Raw genomic sequence first — 18,517 nt, 5'->3', positions numbered from 1 at the left:
GGGGCGAGACGTGACCTGCGGGTGGGCGGGGGTGGGCCGTCCGCCCTGCCCCATCGACTCTGTTGGCGATTAGGGTGGGAAGGGCCCGCCCACGACGGCACAAGGGTGCGCGACCACACCAGGAGGCAAAGTGAACGGCGATCGGGACGAGATCCACGGGGGCTGGAATCCGCCCGTCGATGATCAGTCCGACGCGGATCCCGCCGAGATGACGGGTGAGTTCACCATCGACTACACCCCTCCGGCCTGGTACACGCAGAACGCGTCGGGCAGCGGGGGCGGGGGCGGCGCGACCCCACCGCCGCCCACCGGTGCGCCCGTCGGCGTGCCCGGGATCCCTTCCGGGAGTGGTTTCGAACCGCAGCAGCCGTGGACGCCCGCGCCGACGACGCCCCCGCCCACGCCTCCGGCGCAGACTCCGGCAGCCCCCGACGCTCCCGGTCAGGCCACAACTCCGGGGCCTGCCGCGGCTCCGGGCCCGGCGGACGGCGGCTCTTTCGGGGGCGGTGACCTGGAGAGCGGCGCGACGATGCGCTTCTCCCCCGCCACGCTCAAGCGCGAGATGGCGGAGATCGCCGAGCGCGCGGAGAACGCCCGTGCCGAGCAGCCCGCCGCGGCGGAGCCGCCGTCGGGCGGGGCGCCCGTCCCGCCGCCCGTGGCCGACGCGCCCGCGGGTTCCGAGACCGCAGCGCAGCAGCCCGCGGAGGAACCCTCCGCCCCGGCGGACGCCGCCGACGACGACGCCCAGGGCGTCCCGGACAGCGCGCCCGAGCAGGAGGCCGCCGCCGACCCGGCCGTCGTCTCCTCCACGGGTGGCGGCACCGCCGACGCCGCCGGCGAAGGCTCCACGGCCGGTCCGGACACGAACGCGCCCGCCGACGCGGCCGGTACGCCGGAGCAGCCCGCCGCGCACGACGCTTCCGAGGGGGCCGCGTCCAGCACGAACGGTGAGGCCGTCGACACGGCCGGGACCGGGGAGACGGACGGCTCCGTCGGCGACACCGCGCCCTCCGTCACGTGCGAGACGCCTCCCGCCGCCCCGCACGACGCCGGCCCCGTGGCCCCCGCCGCTTCCGCCGAGCCCGCGGCTCCGCAGGACGCCGCTTCGGCGGCGCCGTCGGCCGCGCCCGAGCAGTGGAGCCCCGTTCCTCCGCATGCCGGTGGCGCCGGACTGCCGCCGCTGCCCCCGTCGTTCCAGCCGGCGGCGCCCACGGCGGCGCCGCAGTGGCCCGCGCCCCCGGAGGGCGGGCCCGTACCGCCCGCCGCGCCGCTGCCGCCGGCCGCCTCCTGGCCCGCCCCGACGGTGCCGGGCGCCCCGGCGCCCGTGCCGCCGCAGGGCGCGCCCGGTGGCTACGGCTTCCCGCACCCCGGCGCTCAGCCCATGCCCGCGCCGGTGCCCGCCCCCGTACCTCCGCAGGCGCAGGCGCCGGACAGCCACACACCCGCCCCGCACGGCGGCTACGGCTTCCCGCACCCCGGCGCCGCCCCGCACCCCGGCGCACCCGCCACCCCGGCTCCGGCCCCGGCCCCGGCCCCGCAAGGGGGGTACGGCTTCCCGCACCCGGGCGCCGCCCCGCAGCCGGGTGCGCACTCGGCGCCGCAGGGCGGCTACGGCTTCCCGCACCCGGGGGCCGCCCAGCAGCCCGGCACGCCCCCCGCCCCCCAGGGCGGCTACGGCTTCCCGCACCCCGGCTCCCAGCCCGCGCCCGGTCAGATCCCGCCGGCGGGGCAGATGCCGGCCGAGTACCAGGCGCCCCCGCAGCAGGCACCGCAGCAGCCGCAGGCATCCGTGCCGCACCAGGCGGCCCACCCGCAGCAGGGGCAGCAGCCTCCGATGGACCCGCGGACCGGGGCCGCCTGGCCCACGGCCGTCACGCACGACCAGCGCGAGCGTTCCGTGCCGGGCGCCCCGCTCGGGTACAACGCGGCCGTGGAGCTCTCCTCCGACCGTCTGCTGCGCAACAACAAGCAGAAGGCCAAGTCGAGCCGGACGCCCGGCGCGGCCTCCCGCTTCAAGCTCGGCGGCAAAAAGGAGGAGGCCGAGCGGCAGCGCAAGCTCGATCTGATCCGTACGCCGGTCCTGTCCTGCTACCGGATCGCGGTCATCTCCCTCAAGGGCGGTGTCGGCAAGACCACGACGACGACCGCGCTCGGCGCGACGCTCGCCACCGAGCGGCAGGACAAGATCCTGGCGATCGACGCCAACCCGGACGCCGGCACGCTCGGCCGCCGCGTGCGGCGCGAGACCGGGGCCACCATCCGCGACCTCGTGCAGGCGATCCCGTACCTCAACTCGTACATGGACATCCGCCGCTTCACCTCGCAGGCGCCCTCCGGTCTGGAGATCATCGCCAACGACGTGGACCCGGCCGTCTCGACGACGTTCAACGACGAGGACTACCGGCGGGCGATCGACGTCCTGGGCAAGCAGTACCCGATCATCCTCACCGACTCGGGCACCGGCCTGCTCTACAGCGCGATGCGCGGCGTGCTCGACCTCGCCGACCAGCTCATCATCATCTCGACGCCCTCCGTCGACGGCGCCTCCAGCGCGTCGACGACGCTCGACTGGCTCTCCGCGCACGGCTACGCCGAGCTGGTGCAGCGCTCGATCACGGTCATCTCCGGGGTCCGCGAGACCGGAAAAATGATCAAGGTCGACGACATCGTGCAGCACTTCCAGACCCGCTGCCGCGGCGTCGTCGTGGTGCCGTTCGACGAGCACCTGGCGGCGGGCGCCGAGGTCGACCTCGACATGATGCGGCCCAAGACCCGCGAGGCGTACTTCCACCTGTCGGCGATGGTGGCCGAGGACTTCGTGCGGGCACAGCAGGCGCAGGGGCTGTGGACCGGCGACCCCCAGGGCGGCATGCCACCGCACATGGCCCCGCCGATGCCCGGTCAGCCACAGCCGCAGCCGTACCCGCAGCAGGGGCAGCAGCCGGGGCAGCCCGCCCCGGGACAGCCGTACGCGCCCCAGGCCCCGCAGCCGGGGCAGCCGTACGGCGGACAGCCCGGCCACCCCGGGCAGCAGCCGTATCCGCCCCAGGGGCAGGGGCAGCCTCAGCCGTACCCCCAGCAGCAGCCCTACCCGCAACAGCCCGGGCAGCCCGGTGTCCCGCAGGGCTGGCAGCAGCATCCGCCGGCCCCGCATCCGGGAGCCGAGGCGCAGGGCGGCCAGGTCCCGCCGGCGGGGTGGCAGCAGCAGCCTCCGCAGGCGCCGCCAGCCCCTCAGCAGTAAGGCGTCAGAGGAATGGACCAATGAGGCTCCGCACCGGTTCTCCGGTGCGGAGCCTCCTCGTATTCCCGCAGTACACAAGGGGTTTGAGTCATCGTTGACGGCGCTCGGCCACCGCTGATAGACCTTCGCATCACCAGTTGGCGCCCAAAGATCCACGACGCGAGGTCACGTCCCATGGTCATGGTCACGAAGGTTCCACCCCGCCCGGTCGCCCCCCGCCGAAGTCCCCGCCTCCTCCGACTCCTCCTCGCCGCCGGCGTCACCGCGACCGCGGTCGTCGTCCCGCAGGCCGCCGCCCAGGCCGCCCCGCCCGCCGAGGACGACCCGAAGGGCGGCGGCACCACGCTCACCGTCGCCGTCTCGCAGAGCGTCGACTCCCTGAGCCCCTTCCTCGCCCAGAAGCTCGTCTCCACCACCGTCCACCGGCTGGCCTACGAGTACCTCACCAACTACGACGTGAAGGACGCGAAGCCCATCCCGGGCTTCGCGACGGAGTGGAAGGCCTCCCCCGACAAGCTGACCTGGACGTACACCATCCGTACGGACTCGAAGTGGTCCGACGGGAAGCAGGCCACGGCCGAGGACGCCGCGTGGACGTTCAACAAGATGATGACGGACGAGAACGCCGCGACCGCGAACGGCAGCTTCACGTCCAACTTCCGGAAGGTCACGGCGCCCGACCCGCGAACGCTCGTCATCGAGCTGAAGAAGCCCCAGGCGACGATGACGGCGCTCGACGTGCCGATCGTGCCCAAGCACGTCTGGGAGAAGGTCGGGGACTTCTCGAAGTTCAACAACGACAAGCAGTTCCCGATCGTCGGCAACGGCCCCTTCGTCATCACGGACTTCAAGGTCGACCAGTACATCAAGCTGAAGCCGAACAAAGGCTTCTGGCGCGGTGCGCCCAAGTTCGACGAGCTGGTCCTGAAGTACTACAAGGACGGGGACGCCGCCGTCGCCGCGCTGCAGAAGGGCGAGGTGTCCTTCGTACCGAACCTGACGCCCGCTCAGGCGCTGGCGCTGAAGTCGGCGAAGAACATCAAGGTCAACGACGCTCCCGGGCGCCGCTTCTTCGCGCTGGCGACCAACCCGGGCGCCCGGTCCAAGGACGGCAAGACCTTCGGCAACGGTCACAAGGCTCTGCTCGACCCCGCCGTCCGCAAGGCGCTCTTCCTGGCCGTGGACCGGACGACGATCGTCGACAAGGTCTTCCAGGGCCACGCCGTGGAGGGCGAGGGCTACATCCCGCCGCGCTTCGGACAGTACTTCTGGCAGCCCGCCGCCGGACAGAAGCTGGGCTACGACCCGGCCAAGGCCGCGCTCCTGCTCGACCAGGCCGGGTACCGGAAGAACGGCGCCGGCAAGCGGGTCGGGAAGGACGGCCGGCCGCTGGACTTCCGGATCCTGTGCCACGCCACCGACCCGAACGACAAGGCGGTCGGCAAGTACCTCCAGGAGTGGTGGGGCGAGCTCGGCATCGGGCTGAAGGTGGAGTGTCTCGACAACGTCGGCGACCCGTGGACGAAGGGCGACTACGACCTCGCCTTCGACGGCTGGTCGGTGAACCCGGACCCGGACTACGTCCTGTCGATCCACACCTGCGGCACGCTGCCCGCGACGCCGAAGGACACCGGCGCCACCGACAACTTCATCTGCGACCCGGCCTTCGACGGGCTGTACGCGCGGCAATCGGTGGAGTACGACGCCGCCAAGCGGGCGGATCTGGTCAAGCGGATGCAGTCCCGGCTGTACGACACCGGGTACATGAACATCATGGCGTACCCGAACGCCCTCGAGGCGTACCGCACCGACCAGATCGCGTCCATCACCACCATGCCGGAGGCCGCCGGCAACCTCTGGGGCCAGGACGGCTACTGGAGCTGGTGGTCCGCCGTGCCCGCGGCCGGCTCCGCCGACGGCGGGGACTCCGGCTCCTCGGCCACGCTCTGGCTGGTGCTCGGCCCCCTCGCGCTCGTCCTGGTCGCCGTCGGCGTCTGGACCGCCGTCCGGCGCCGCTCCACCGCCGACGACCGCGAGTAGCGGCGTGACGACGGCAGGCACCCCCGCCGACGTGGCGCGGACCGCACCGGTCCGCGCCACGGACGGCGCCTCCCGCACCGGCACCGCCCTCGGCTACCTCCGCCACGCGGCGGGCAAGCTGGGCGGCGCGGCCGTCTCGCTGCTGGCCGTGCTCGTCACCAGCTTCTTCCTCTTCCGGATCATCCCCGGTGACCCGGTCAAGGCGATGACGCACGGCGTACCGACGTCGGCCGAACAACTGGCCACGCTAAGACGGCAGTTCGGCCTGGACCTGCCGCTCTGGCAGCAGTTCACCGAGTACTGCGCCAAGGCGCTGAGCGGCGACCTCGGCACCTCGTACCAGTTCCACGCCCCGGTCGGCGAGCTCATCGCCCAGAAGCTCCCCGCGACACTGCTGCTGACCGGCGTCGCCGTCACGCTCTACTCCGCGCTCGGGCTCTGGCTCGGCACCCGCTCCGCCTGGAACCACGGCCGTCTCGGCGACAAGGTCAACACCGGACTGGCGCTGACCCTCTGGTCCGTGCCGTCGTTCTGGCTCGGCCTGCTGCTGATCATCGTGTTCTCCGTCGGCATCGGCCCGGTCCCCGGGCTCTTCCCGACGGGCGGCATGGAGTCGGGCACCGGCGAGACCGGCTTCGCGTACGTCCTCGACGTCGCCCACCACATGGTGCTGCCGGTCCTCACCCTGGTCGCCGTCGGGTACGCACAGACCCTGCTCGTCATGCGCTCCTCGCTGCTGGACGAGATGGGCGGCGACTACCTGACGACGGCGAGGGCGAAGGGGCTGCGCGACGATGCCGTGCGCCGTCGGCACGCCGTACCGAACGCCCTGCTGCCGACCGTCACCATGGTCTTCATCAACCTGGGCCATGTGGTGGCGGGCTCGATCCTGGTCGAGACGGTCTTCTCCTGGCCGGGGCTCGGCGGGCTGTTCTACCAGGCGCTCAGCGTGCCCGACCTGCCGCTCGTGCAGGGCCTCTTCGTGGTCTTCGCCGGAGCGATGATCGTGGCGAACCTCGTCGCCGACCTGCTCTATCCGCTGCTCGACCCCCGGGTGGGCCGATGACGACCTCTCTGACCTGGGCGCGGCGGCGGAACGCCGTGTCCCGCTTCTGGCAGCAGTACCGCACGCACCGCGCCGGGCTCTACGGCCTGGCCGCGCTCACGCTGATCGCGCTGACCGCCCTGCTCGCGCCGCTGACCGTCGGCGCCGACGTGCAGTCGGTGACGAACGCGCCCGGGACGGCCATGGAGCCGCCGAGCGCCGCGTTCCCGCTCGGGACGGACCAGTTCGGGCGCTCGCTGCTCGGACTGCTGATCTGGGGCGCGCGGATCTCGCTCCTCGTCGGGCTGCTGGCGGCGGCCCTCTCGGTCGCCATCGGGACGGTGGTCGGTATCGTCGCGGGCCATTACGGCGGTTGGTTCTCGACGGTCGTCATGCGGATCACCGACTGGTTCCTGGTGATGCCGACGCTCGTCCTGGCGATCGTGCTGGCCACGGTGATGTCCCGGTCGATGTGGACGGTGATCCTGGCGATCGGTGTCACGAGCTGGCCGACGACGGCCCGGCTGGTGCGCGCCCAGACGATCGCCGTGGAGTCCCGCCCGTACATCGAGCGGGCCACGGCGCTGGGCGGCGGGCACGGGCACGTCATGAGCCGGCATGTGCTGCCCAACGTGATGCCGCTGGTGCTCGCGCAGACGACGCTCGGCATCTCGACCGCGATCCTCACCGAGGCGACGCTGGCGTTCCTCGGCCTCGGCGATCCGACCGTCGTCTCGTGGGGCGGCATGCTGCAGGACGCCCGGGAGGCGGGCGCGGTCTCGTCCGGTCACTGGTGGTACCTCGCCCCGCCCGGGATCGCGATCGCGGTGGTCGCGCTGGCCTTCACGCTGTGCGGCCGGGCGATCGAGTCCGTACTCAACCCGAAGCTGGGGGTGGGGCGTTGAGCCTCCTGGAGATCCGCGACCTGAGGGTGACGTACGGGTCGGGCGCGGCCGCGGTCCCCGCCGTCCGGGGGGTCGACCTCACGCTGGACGCCGGGCGGAAGCTGGGGGTGGCGGGCGAGTCCGGCTGCGGGAAGTCGACGATGGCGCTGGCGCTGCTGCGGCTCCTTCCGCCGTCGGCCCGGCTGACGGGCGAGATCCTGCTCGACGGCGAGGACGTCCTGACCATGCGGTGGGGCCGGCTGCGGGCGGTGCGGTGGGCGGGGGCGTCGATCGTCTTCCAGGGGGCGATGCACTCGTTGAACGCGGTGCACCGGATCGGCGACCAGATCGCCGAACCGCTTCTGGTGCACGGGCGGGCCACCCCGGCGGCCGCGCGCGGGCGGGTCGGTGAGCTGCTGGAGCAGGTGGGGCTTCCGGCGGCGCGGGCGGCGGCGTACCCGCACGAGCTGTCCGGCGGGCAGCGCCAGCGGGTGATGATCGCGATGGCGCTCGCCTGCGACCCCCGGCTGATCGTGGCGGACGAGCCGACGACCGCGCTCGACGTGATGATCCAGGCGCAGATCCTGCGGCTGATCGGGCGGCTGGTCGCCGACGAGGACATCAGCCTGCTGATGATCAGCCACGATCTGGCCGTCCTCGCCGACACCTGCGACCGGCTCGCGGTGATGTACGCCGGCCGGGTGGTCGAGGAGGGGCCCGCGCGGACGGTGTACGACGCCGCCGAGCACCCGTACGGGCGGGCGCTGTCCTCGGCGTTCCCGAGGATCGGCGACCCGGCGTCGCGCCTGGCGCCGCGCGGGCTGCCGGGCGATCCTCCGGATCCGGCGGACCTGCCGGGCGGCTGCGCGTTCCATCCGCGCTGTCCGGTGGCGGTGGAGGTGTGCGGGGAGCGGGACCAGGAACTGCGGGAGGCGGGCGCGGGGCGCCGGGCGGCCTGCGTACACGTCGGGAGTGGCTCATGAAACCGCTGAAGCCGGACGCCTCGCCGATGGAGGCCGCACCGCCGGGGGCACCGTGCGGACCCTCGCCGCTTTCGCCGGCGGCGGCGTCGGACGAGGTGGCGTCGGACGTGGCGGCTCCGGGAACCGCGACCTCATCGGAACCCGTGCGCGCGGAGGCCCCGGGGGCGCGTCCGTTGCTGTCCGCGAGGGGGCTGCGGATCGTCTTCCCGGGGCGGCGTGGCGCTCCGGCCGCGCGCGCGGTGGACGGGGTCGACCTCGACATCGGCGCGGGCGAGATCGTGGCGCTGGTGGGCGAGTCGGGGTGCGGCAAGACGACACTGGCCCGGTCGCTGCTCGGCCTGGTGCCGCCCACGTCGGGGACGATCAGCTTCGCCGGCGAGCCGCTGTCCTACGGTTCCCGCGCTTTGAAGGCGTACCGGAAGCGGGCCCAGCTGGTCCTCCAGGACCCGAGCGGCTCGCTGAACCCGCGGCACACGGTGTACGACGCGGTGGCGGAGGGGCTGCGAATCCACGCGTACGGCGGGGACGAACGGGCCGCCGTCGCCGCCGCGCTCGCGCGGGCCGGGCTGCGGCCGCCCGAGCGGTTCTTCCTGCGCTATCCGCACGAGCTGTCCGGCGGGCAGCGCCAGCGGGTCGTCATCGCCGGGGCCCTGGTCCTCGAACCGGAACTCATCGTGGCGGACGAGCCGGTGGCCTCCCTGGACGCGTCGGTACGCGGGGAGATCCTGGCCCTGCTGCTGCGCCTGCGCGACGATCTGGGTCTGTCGGCGCTGGTCGTGACCCACGACTTGGGTCTCGCGTGGAACATCGCGGACCGGGTGGCGGTGATGTACCTGGGGCGGATCGTGGAGACCGGATCCGTGGAGTCCGTACTGACCTCGCCCCGGCATCCGTACACCCGGGCGCTGCTGTCGGTGCTTCCGGACTCCGGGGGCGAGCCGGTGGTGCTGACCGGCGAGCCCCCGGACCCGTCCCGGATCCCCTCCGGTTGCCGCTTCCACGCCCGCTGCCAGGTCCTCGCCTCCGGCGAGGCGGCCGCGGTCGCGGACCGCTGCCGCGGCGAGGACCTGGCGGTCCTCGGCGGCGGCAGCGGTGCGCGGGAGGTGGCGTGCCACTGGGTGGCGGCACACGGGTGACGGAAACCTGACCGGGTCGGACCGGCCGGGCCGGGGAATGGGGCCGCGGCCGATGGGCCGGGCCGGGGAATGTGGCACGACCGGGCCGGCCGGGCTCCGAACACGGCCCGACCGGCTCGGGTGAGCCGGGGAGATGACGTCACCGGCTCGGGTGAACCGGGGAGGTGACACGACCGGCTCGGGTGAGGCGGGGAGGTGACGCGACCGGTCGGCCGGGCTCGGTTCGGTGACCGAGCCGGCCGGCCGGACGCACGTCGGGACTACGGCTCGACCGGCTCCGCCGGCTCCTGGTCGGTGGGGCCGCCCGGCTGGGACGGGTCGCCCGCCGCCGGACCCGTCGGCTGCTGCTCCGTCGGCCCGCCGGGCTTGGCCGCGCCCTCCTGCGCCGCCGGCATCGACTCGCAGGAGCTGATCGACGTCCGGGTGGAGACCGACTTCACCAGGCAGGTGTCCTTGCCGACACCGGCGTCCACCGTCCCCCAGTGCTCGCCGACGACCAGCGTCGCGCCGCGCGGTCCGCTGATCTTGTCGTCGCCCGGGCCGGACTGGATGAGCCCACCGGACTCCGGGCCCAGGGCCTCGGCCTCGATGGTGTCGTTCTCGCTGCCACCGAGGACCCGGCCCGAGAAGTCGATGACGCCCGTGCGGATGGTGTCGGCGCCGTCGTTGCCGGTGACGATCCCGCCGCCGCGGTTGAACTGCCCGGGCGCGCCGGACACCGAGCCGGTGGTGATCTTGTCGTCGCCGTCGTCGCCGTGGACGACGGCCCCGAGCTTCGCCCCGTCGCCCCGGACGGTCGCCACCTTGATGACGTCGTTGCCCCGGTTGCCCCGGACCATGCTGAAGGTGGTCTGGGGGACCAGGTGCTTGGCGCGGATGACGTCGTTGCCCTCGCCGCCCGACACCGCCGAGTCGATGACCAGGCCCCTGATCTCGATGATGTCGTTGCCGTTGCCACCCGAGACGGTGACGCCTTCCAGGTCGCTGTCGCAGAAGATGTGGTCGTCCTTCGGGGTGCCGTTGACCTGGTTCCCGGGCGGGGCGGGGACGTCGTTGACCCAGCACTGGTGCATGGGGACCCGGCCCTTGTGCGGGGCCGACGCCTGGGCGGGCGCTCCGGCCACGGACACGACGGCCACGCCGGCGAGCAGCGCGGTCATCGCGGCCGGGCCGCGCACGGCCTTGCGGAGGGACGACGAGGTGGTGTCTGACATTGCGTGGGTCTCCTTTGCGGAAATGGCGAGATAGGCGCCAGGGGGACGAACGGTCAGGCGGTCGTGGTGCGCGCGGGGTGCGCCGCGGGCGAGTAGCCGACGATCCGGCGGGTGTTGAGGTCGGCCTCCAGGGAGGGAACGGCGGCCTTGGTCCACCGTCCGAGGCACATCTCCGCGGTGATGCCGGGGCCGAAGCCGGCCACGATGCCGCGGGCGCCCTCGGACAGGCCGCCTTCGTCGAAGAGCCGGCGCACCGCGTCCAGGACGACGGCGCTGGCGATGTTGCCGTACTCCGTGAGGGTGGCCCGGCTGAACCGGAAGGCCTCGGGCGGCACTTCGAGGAAGTGGCTCAGGTCGTCCAGGATCCGGGGCCCGCCCGCGTGGATGATGTAGAAGTCCAGATCGCCGGCGTCCCAGCCGTGGGATCCCGCGATCTCGCGGAGCGCCGGAGCCAGCGGCTCCATGGTGGTCGGCACCCGCTTGTCGAGCAGGAAGTGGAATCCGGTGGCCCGGACGCTGTACGCGATCCAGTCCTCGGTGTCGGGGACGAGATGGGAGTTGTTGCGTTCCAGGGCGATCCCGGTGCCGCCGCGCCCCCGTACGACCGCGGAGGCGACCGCGTCGCCGAACAGGCCGTTGGAGAGCAGCGAACCGACACCGAGGTCGGTGGGCTGGTAGCACAGCGAGCAGAACTCGCAGGCCACGATGAGGACGTTGGCGTCCGGGTACGCCACGCAGAAGTCGTGCGCCCGGTTGATGGCGGCGCCGCCCGCCGCGCAGCCGAGCTGGGCGATGGGCAGCTGCCGGGTGTGACTGGGGAAGCCCATGGTGTTGATCAGCCAGGCCGTGAGCGAGGGCATCATGAACCCCGTGCACGACACGTAGACGATCATGTCGATGTCCGCGGGGCGGAGATCGGCGTTGCGCAGGGCCTCCTCGATCACACGCGGCACCCGGGCCTTCGCCTCGGCTTCGTAACGCACGTTGCGTTCCTCGAAGCCCGGGTGTTTCAGGGTCTCCTCGATGGGCTGGACGATGTGCCGCTGGGCCACGCCGGTGTTCTCGATCAGCCGGAGGGCCAGCGGCAGTTGGGGGTGATCGGCATGACGCGAGCGGGCGAGATCGAGCGTCTCCTCCCTTGTGATCACGTACTCGGGTACGGCCACCGCGGGTTTGCACAGAGTCACCACGAGACTCGCTCCTTCGTTCAGGTACGCCGTGAACTGCCGCCACATTCACCCGGGGCTCGCGACCCCGCAACCGCGAGAGTCACGAAAAGCTCACGGAGCGTCACCCGACCGGCCGTGTCGGCACCCGGCCCACGGCCCCGTCCTCCGTTCAGGGGGCTGTGGCCGCCGGGCGTGTCGGCGGCTCCTCCGGCCGGGAACAGCCACCCCATGACCACCTCCGAATCGACGGCCGCGGCGCGGCCGGCACGCACCTGGGCGGTCGACGACCTGCCCGCGCTGGACTTCGACCCCCTGCTGACCGAGCTCCTCGCCGAGGAGCCGGTGGCGCGCATCCGACTGCCGTTCGCCGCCGAGAACGAGGCCTGGCTCGTCACGCGGTACGAGGACGTCCGCATGGTGACGTCCGATCCGCGGTTCAGCCGGACGGCCCTGCTCGACCGCATGGTGACCGGCATGACCGGCCACATGGTGGCCTCGAAGGCGGCCCTGAACTACGCCGATCCGCCGTACCACACCCAGCTGCGCAAGGCCGTGACCAAAGCGTTCACCGGACAGAGCACCAAACGGCTGCGCCCCCTCGCACAGGCGACCGCGGACCGGCTGCTCGACGGGATGGAGGAGTCGGGCCGTCCCGCCGATCTGATGCGGCATCTGCACGGGCCCCTGCCGATGGCCGTGGTCTGCGATCTGCTGGGCATCCCCGACGAGGACCGCGCGGAGCTGGCGTCCTGGCCCGACCTGATCCTGTCCTCGGGCCCCGGGCCGGCGAGCAGCAAGGCGGCCAAGGCCCAGATCCACGGCTACATCACCCGGCTGCTCGAACAGCGCCGGGCGGAGCCGCGTGACGACCTGGCCGGGGTGCTCGCGGAATCCCTCGAAGAGGGCCGGATCAGCAATGACGAGGCCGTGTCGCTGGCCATGGCGATCCTCATCAGCGGTGCCCACGCGGTCCGCAACAACAGCGCCAACATGGTGTACCTGCTGCTCACCCGTCCGGACCTGATGGCGCGTCTGCGGGCGGAGCCGGAGCTGCTCCCGCAGGCGGTGGACGAGCTGCTGCGCTGGATCCCGCACCGCAACGGCGTGGGGCTGCCGCGGATCGCCACCGAGGACGTGGAGGTCGGAGGGGTGCTCATCCGGGCGGGTGAGGCGGTGTACGCGTCCTACCTCGCCGCCAACCGGGACCCGGAGGTCTTCGAGGACCCGCACGAGGTCGACTTCGACCGGACGGGTACGGGGCACGTGTCCTTCGGGCACGGGCCGCACCACTGCATGGGCGCGATGCTCACGCGGATGGAGTCGGAGGTGATGCTCTCGACGCTGCTGAGGCGCTATCCGGACCTGCGTCTGGCGGGGGCGCCCGAGGACACGGTGTTCCAGTCGAAGGGCCTGATCCGCGGCCCGAAGGAGCTGATCGTCACCTGGTGACCGCGGCGCGGCGCCACCGGACGGCCACGGCCCGCCTCGGGCTCACGCCGGGGTCCGGCCCCTACGGGTCGGCCGCGGGCGGGGGCCCGGCGCGGGCCGGACGTGCGTGCGGGCCCGGCGACAGCGAATCGGGGGCAAGGCCCGGCGACAGCGCCCCGGGAGCGCGGGCCCCACGCGTCGGCGTCGCGCGTCAGGTGGTGGGGCGGTCCCGGTCGTACGCCTCGGTCAGCTCGCGGCAGCGCTTGACGTCCCCGGCCATCGCGTCGAGCAGGTCGTCCAGCGTGTCGAACTTGAGCATGCCGCGGACGTACGCCAGGAAGTCGACGGCCACGTGCAGGCCGTACAGGTCGAGGCCCTCGCGGTCGATCGCGTACGCCTCGACGGTCCGCTCCGTGCCGTCGAACTGCGGGTTCGTGCCCACCGAGATCGCCGCCGGCATGCGCTCGCCGGCGGCCGTCAGCCAGCCCGCGTACACGCCGTCGGCCGGGATCGCGGTGTGCGGCAGGGTCTCGACGTTGGCCGTCGGGAAGCCGAGCTCGCGGCCGCGCTGGGCACCGCGCACGACGACGCCCTCGACGCGGTGCGGGCGGCCGAGAATCTCGGCGGCGCCCTCCATGTCGCCCTCGGCGACCAGACGGCGGGTGAGCGTGGAGGAGAAGGGGTCGCCGCCGCCGGCCGTACCGCTGACGAAGAGGTCGACGACCTCGACGTCGTAGTCGTAGGTGGCGCCGAGCTCGGCCAGGAACGCGACGTTGCCGGCCGCGCGGTGACCGAAGCGGAAGTTCGGGCCCTCGATGACGGCCTTCGCACGCAGCTTGTCCACGAGGACCTTCACGATGAAGTCCGCCGGGGACAGCTGCGAGAACTCGGCCGTGAAGGGCAGGATCAGCACCGCGTCGACGCCCAGCTCCGCCATCAGCTCCGCGCGCCGGTGGTGTGGGGCGAGCAGCGGCGGGTGACTGCCGGGCCGCACGACTTCGGAGGGGTGCGGGTCGAAGGTGACGACGACCGAGGGAACGCCGAGCTCACGCGCGCGGTCCACCGCCCGCCCGATGATCAGCTGGTGCCCGCGGTGCACACCGTCGTAGGAGCCGATGGTGACGACGCTGCGTCCCCAGTCCTGGGGAATGTCCTCCAAGCCACGCCAGCGTTGCACTGTGACCGCTCCTCGTCCGCCTGTTCGCCGATTACGCAGGTCTAAGACTGCCATGTCCACGGCCTTCGGTTCGCATCGGCATGGAACTGCCGAGGCTCTCGACCGTCCTGCGGGTGTCCGCGCCGACGAGCGCGGCCCAGGCGGCGGGGTCGTCGGCCGGTCCGCCGGCCAGCCCGGCGGCGAAGGCCGGTACCTCCCGGGCGAGCTCCGCGATCCTTCGGTCGAAGCGGTCGGCGCCCTCGCGGGTGCGGACGAGGAGCAGTCCGACGCGGTGGACGAGGTCGCGGGTGCGTACCTCGGGGCGCCGGTCGCAGCCGAGGGCGGCGGCGCGCAGCAGGGCGTCGAGGACGGCCGGGCTCCCCGGTTCCTCCTCCTCGTATCTCAGCAGGACGTCGAGGAGTTCGGTCCGCAGGAGGCGCGAGGCGCCGGTGCCGGGCGCGGCGAGGACGGGGGCCAGGGCCGTGCGGACGTGGGCGGGGTGGTCCCGGAGCAGCCCGGTCACCAGCGGGAAGAGGACGGCCCGCGCGGCCGGGCCGTGCTCCAGCCTGCGGTCGGCGTAGGCGGCGGCGTGGCGGGCCGGCCCGGGGCCGGGGTGGCGGTCGACGTACGCGCGGACGAGGGCGGCGGCGCGGCGGGCGAGGGCGGGCGTGGTGATCTCCGCGAGGGCGTCCGTCACCTCGCCGGCCGCGGCCTCGGGGCCGTCGAGGCGGGCCTGGAGGGCGGCGAGGACCGGCTCGGGGTCGGCGGGGAGCGCCGCGGTGAGGGCCGCGGCGGGTACGCCGGGCTCGGTGAGCGCCCGGGGGAGGTGGCGGGCGCGGGTGTGCGGGTCGCGGATCAGGATGCCGAGGGCGGGCCCGTGCAGGGCGGGGTCGCGGGGGCGGGCGAGGAGGGCGAGGGCGGCGTACCGCAGGAGTTCGCGGTCGGCGCCGGTCGTGACGTGCCCGGCGACCAGGTTTCCGTACGTCGCGGCCGCCGCCCTCCGCTCGGGCCGTCCGTCGTCGTGTGCCCATCGGTCGACGGCCCGGCACAGGGCGGCCGGCTCGTCCTCGGCGAGCGCGGTCAGGAGGCCGTCGGCGAGCGGGTGCGCGGTCGCGACGAGCGCCTCGCACAGGTCGTCGACGGCCCGGCGGCGGTGTGTGTGGAGCAGGGCCTGCGCCGCGGTGCCGACGGTCGCGTGCGGGGCGGCGGGCAGCGCTCGCGGGTCGCCGAACCATCGGCAGAGCAGCGGCTGCACCCCCCGGGGGTCGGCGGCCAGCCGGGCGGCGACGGCGTCGAGGTGGCGGGGCGGCCCGCCCGGGCCGGGCGGGCCGTCGGCGGTCACCAGCCGCCGCAGCAGGTCCATGCGCTCGTCCTCCCCCACGCGCAGGGTGTCCCAGAACGCCGGGCCGAACGGCGCGAAGGCGCCGGCCGGCCCGTGGGATCCGCCGGGCGGGCGGGCTCCGACGCGGTCGGCGAGGTGGCGCAGTACGGGGAGGTACGGCCTCGGGTCGGGCACCCGCCGCAGGGAGTCGGCGAGAAGGCGGCCGCCCCACCAGGCACCGTCCGTGGCATCGAGACCGGCACGCGAGAACCGGTCGAGCGCGTCGACCAGACCCACCAGCCGCGCGGCGAGCGCGGCGGACCCCCGCTCCCGCTCCACGAGAAGCAGCGCCTCGAGAACGGGCCCGATGCGGTGGCGCGGTACGGGCAGCGGGCACGGGCCACTCCCCCGCGCCCCTTCCGGGAGGCGCGGCGCGGGCACGGAGGACGGCGCCGGGCCCCCGGGGCCGGGCGGCGCGGCCGCGAGGCCGTACGAGGCGGGTAGCGCGGCCTCGTTCACCGGCGCCCCCTCTCCGACGTGCCACGTCTCGGGCGATGCGCCCGGAGCAATCGGTACCTCAGCGTCGCCCGATCCGTACGAGAGAGGCCGTACCGCCCCGGGAACCGGCACCTCGCCACCCCCCGATCCATACGAAAGGGGTACCGCCGGTCCGCCGGCCGGTGTCGTGTCGCCGGAGTCGTACGGGACGGGCGAGGGAAGCGGCGGCTCACCGGCCGAGCCGCATGACCCCGGCGGCGCGCCCACCGGCAGCGGCGCTTCCTCGTCGGAGGCGTGCGGGGTGGGCGGCGAGGGGGGGACATCGGAGGAGGCCCGGGCGGAGGAGAGTCGGGCGGGGGCCTCCTCGTGCGGGCGGTGGACCAGGGCGTCCAGGGCCCCGTCGACGTCCAGGTGGGCGCCCTGCAGCCAGTCCGCGAGCTCCTCGTGTCCGAAGCGGTAGCCCGAGCCGGCCGGGACGAGGAGGCCCTCGGTCAGGACGGCGGAGGCCCAGCCCGTCCGCCACGGGAACATCTCCTCGAAGGAGAACCGGTCCAGTTCGCCCTGGCCGGGGCCCAGACATCGCCGGGCGGCCGCGTGGACCCGCCCCGCCACCCGGGCCGCCAGCCGGCGCACGGCGGTGCCCCGGACGAGGGGGCGGGATCCGGCGGCGATCCGTACCGCGACGCGCAGGCACATCAGATCCAGGTGGGCCGAGAAGACGTCCTCCCGGCCCGGCCGGCCCGGGACGTCTCCGGGCAGCGCCTCCCGTACCTCGGCGAGCAGTCGCAGCACCAGCGGATGCCGTGCGTCCTCCCCGGCCAGATCGGCGTCGGCGAGCCCGTAGCGCCGCCGCGCGGTCCGCGCCTCGTCCTCCCCGAGGTCCCCGATCACGACGGCGCCGGGCAGGTGCGGCGCGGCGTACGGATCCGGCCGGAGGGACACCGCCGCGGATCCGGCCGGCGCCGGAGGGTCCGCGACGGCACCGGTCCGGGCACCGGCACCCGTCGACGGCTCCGTGCCGGGACCGGCGTATCCTCCCCCGCCCGGCCCCCCGCGACCGCCCCGCGCCGTGGGAGCCGGGCGGTGGAGGGCGGCGGGTGTGTAGAGCCCGCCCGCCTGTTCCCAGTGCTCCGGGCGGCAGCCGAGCAGGAGGCGGGCACCGTGCGCGCGGAGCCAGCTCTCCGTTCCCCTGCTCCAGGCGGCCAGGCGGTGGGCGAGGGCCGGGGGCATCTCCTCCGGGCCGTCGAGGACAAGGAGCAGGGGGCGGCCCGCCGCCCGGGCGAGGGCGGCCGCCCGTTCCGGGGTTGCGGTGGTGGCGTCGCCGCGGGCGCCGGACGTGGCGACGATACGGCCGGCCTGGCGCAGGGCCCGGCCGACGGCGTCGGCGACGGAGGTGTCGTCGGCGCGCAGGTCGGCGCCGCGCAGCCACAGGGTGGGGGCGGGTTCCGCTCCCCGGGCGCGGCGCGCGCAGTGGGCGGCGAGCGCCGTGGTGCGTCCCGTGCCGGGGACGCCGACGAGCGCGAGGACCTGTGCCTCGCCGGCGGTGAAGGCGGCGAACTCCCGGAAGCACGCGGTGCGCTCGACGGGCTCGGGCGCGGCGGACCAGGCCGTGGGGGTGCCGGCGGAGCCGGTGGAGGTGGCGGTCAGCTCCAGGACTCCGGCGAGGTTGAGATCGTGGCCGTAGCAGGGGACGGTGGCGGCGTTGCGCCGCAGCAGGTCGGCCAGCGGACCGGCGGACGCGAGCGGCAGGGCGTACCCGGCGGCTCGGTGGTCGCCGTGGAGGGCGGTGCCGAGGACGGCGAGGACGGCTCCGGTGACGGGGTCGAGGACGGGGCCGCCTGCGGCGTGACCGCCGCGGCGGAGGGCCTCGGCGCCCTCGGTGCCGATGGCCAGCTCCACGGCGTCGCCGAGGACGCGGAAGCGGTCCGTGGCGGTGTAGGTGACGCGGGCGGGGGCGAGCACCCGTGCCTCGCGCCAGCCGTGGGCGGCGATCCGTACGTAGGTGCCCGCCTCGATCTCCCGGCGGGCGCTGATCGGCAGGGGGCGCACGCCGAGTCCCTCGGTCCGTACGAGCGCGAGACCGGACTCGGGGAGGGCGGTGACGGCGTCGCCGTCCACCCGGCACGCGCGGTCGCCCTGCGCGGCGCGCAGGACGAGTCGTGCGACTCCGTCGACGGCTTCGTGGCTGGTGACCACCGTGCCCCGGTCATCGGCGACGAAGCCGGTCCCGCTCGGACGGCCCGCCGGATCACAGATCCGTACCAGCGTCGCCAGGTCCCCGCGTCCCATGGGACGACGGTAGGTCGGCGGTGATCATCCCGAGAAGCACACAGGCCGAACGCGCCCCCTCGTGCACCCCTGTTTCACTCCGAGCGCCCGTCCGAAGGAGTGAATACGCGGCC

At 74.2% G+C, this 18,517-nt stretch carries 11 protein-coding genes; 7 read left to right on the top strand and 4 right to left on the bottom strand.

What is annotated here, in order from left to right; genetic code table 11:
• Positions 1-130: 130 nt before the first annotated feature.
• From ACZ68P_RS07370 to ACZ68P_RS07345, 6 genes are all read left to right on the top strand, one after another.
• The gene (locus tag ACZ68P_RS07370) at positions 131-3,241 is read left to right on the top strand and encodes an SCO5717 family growth-regulating ATPase (protein ID WP_471003816.1); all 3,111 of its coding nucleotides are present in this window, start codon (positions 131-133) and stop codon (positions 3,239-3,241) included.
• A gap of 180 nt (positions 3,242-3,421) precedes the next feature.
• Positions 3,422-5,281 (top strand): ABC transporter substrate-binding protein, encoded by a 1,860-nt coding sequence (locus ACZ68P_RS07365; protein ID WP_471003909.1) that lies wholly within the window; start codon positions 3,422-3,424, stop codon positions 5,279-5,281.
• 4 nt (positions 5,282-5,285) lie between these two features.
• A complete protein-coding gene (locus tag ACZ68P_RS07360) occupies positions 5,286-6,347 on the top strand; it encodes an ABC transporter permease (protein ID WP_471003814.1) in 1,062 nt (353 codons plus the stop codon).
• On the top strand, positions 6,344-7,231 hold the full coding sequence (locus ACZ68P_RS07355; RefSeq protein WP_471003812.1) for an ABC transporter permease: 888 nt from the start codon (positions 6,344-6,346) through the stop codon (positions 7,229-7,231). The genes ACZ68P_RS07360 and ACZ68P_RS07355 overlap by 4 nt, the downstream gene beginning before the upstream one ends.
• Positions 7,228-8,193, top strand: a complete 966-nt coding sequence (locus ACZ68P_RS07350) for an ABC transporter ATP-binding protein (protein ID WP_471003810.1) — start codon at positions 7,228-7,230, stop codon at positions 8,191-8,193. Before ACZ68P_RS07355 ends, ACZ68P_RS07350 begins: the two co-directional genes overlap by 4 nt.
• Positions 8,194-8,219: 26 nt before the next feature.
• A complete protein-coding gene (locus ACZ68P_RS07345; protein WP_471003907.1) occupies positions 8,220-9,329 on the top strand; it encodes an oligopeptide/dipeptide ABC transporter ATP-binding protein in 1,110 nt (369 codons plus the stop codon).
• A gap of 260 nt (positions 9,330-9,589) precedes the next feature.
• Here the strand turns inward: ACZ68P_RS07345 and ACZ68P_RS07340 are convergent, their stop codons facing one another.
• Both ACZ68P_RS07340 and ACZ68P_RS07335 read right to left on the bottom strand, forming a co-directional pair.
• A complete protein-coding gene (locus ACZ68P_RS07340) occupies positions 9,590-10,543 on the bottom strand; it encodes a hypothetical protein (protein ID WP_471003808.1) in 954 nt (317 codons plus the stop codon).
• A 53-nt stretch (positions 10,544-10,596) separates the two neighbouring features.
• Positions 10,597-11,778 (bottom strand): type III polyketide synthase, encoded by a 1,182-nt coding sequence (locus ACZ68P_RS07335; RefSeq protein WP_471003806.1) that lies wholly within the window; start codon positions 11,776-11,778, stop codon positions 10,597-10,599.
• Positions 11,779-11,940: 162 nt separating this feature from the next.
• On the opposite strand from ACZ68P_RS07335, the gene ACZ68P_RS07330 reads away from it, so the two are divergent.
• Complete coding sequence (locus ACZ68P_RS07330) at positions 11,941-13,161, top strand: cytochrome P450 (protein WP_471003804.1); 1,221 nt, start codon at positions 11,941-11,943, stop codon at positions 13,159-13,161.
• A gap of 190 nt (positions 13,162-13,351) precedes the next feature.
• Here ACZ68P_RS07330 and ACZ68P_RS07325 read toward each other — a convergent pair whose 3' ends face one another.
• Both ACZ68P_RS07325 and ACZ68P_RS07320 read right to left on the bottom strand, forming a co-directional pair.
• On the bottom strand, positions 13,352-14,317 hold the full coding sequence (locus ACZ68P_RS07325; RefSeq protein WP_471003802.1) for a bifunctional riboflavin kinase/FAD synthetase: 966 nt from the start codon (positions 14,315-14,317) through the stop codon (positions 13,352-13,354).
• Positions 14,318-14,348: 31 nt separating this feature from the next.
• A complete protein-coding gene (locus ACZ68P_RS07320; RefSeq protein WP_471003800.1) occupies positions 14,349-18,404 on the bottom strand; it encodes a trypsin-like peptidase domain-containing protein in 4,056 nt (1,351 codons plus the stop codon).
• Positions 18,405-18,517 lie beyond the last annotated feature (113 nt).

It is taken from the genome of Streptomyces sp. NPDC036822 (assembly GCF_055609145.1).
The sequence above is the reverse complement of the archived record's forward strand: the minus strand, read 5'-3'. Positions and strand labels throughout refer to the sequence as shown.

What these genes read in the sequence shown, in the direction of transcription:
- ACZ68P_RS07365 (WP_471003909.1), top strand. Translation starts at nt 3,422, where the DNA reads ATGGTCACGAAGGTTCCACCCCGCCCGGTCGCCCCCCGCCGAAGTCCC.
- ACZ68P_RS07355 (WP_471003812.1), top strand. Translation starts at nt 6,344, where the DNA reads ATGACGACCTCTCTGACCTGGGCGCGGCGGCGGAACGCCGTGTCCCGC.
- ACZ68P_RS07345 (WP_471003907.1), top strand. Translation starts at nt 8,220, where the DNA reads ATGGAGGCCGCACCGCCGGGGGCACCGTGCGGACCCTCGCCGCTTTCG.
- ACZ68P_RS07340 (WP_471003808.1), bottom strand. Translation starts at nt 10,543, where the DNA reads ATGTCAGACACCACCTCGTCGTCCCTCCGCAAGGCCGTGCGCGGCCCG.
- ACZ68P_RS07335 (WP_471003806.1), bottom strand. Translation starts at nt 11,778, where the DNA reads ATGTGGCGGCAGTTCACGGCGTACCTGAACGAAGGAGCGAGTCTCGTG.
- ACZ68P_RS07330 (WP_471003804.1), top strand. Translation starts at nt 11,941, where the DNA reads ATGACCACCTCCGAATCGACGGCCGCGGCGCGGCCGGCACGCACCTGG.
- ACZ68P_RS07320 (WP_471003800.1), bottom strand. Translation starts at nt 18,404, where the DNA reads ATGGGACGCGGGGACCTGGCGACGCTGGTACGGATCTGTGATCCGGCG.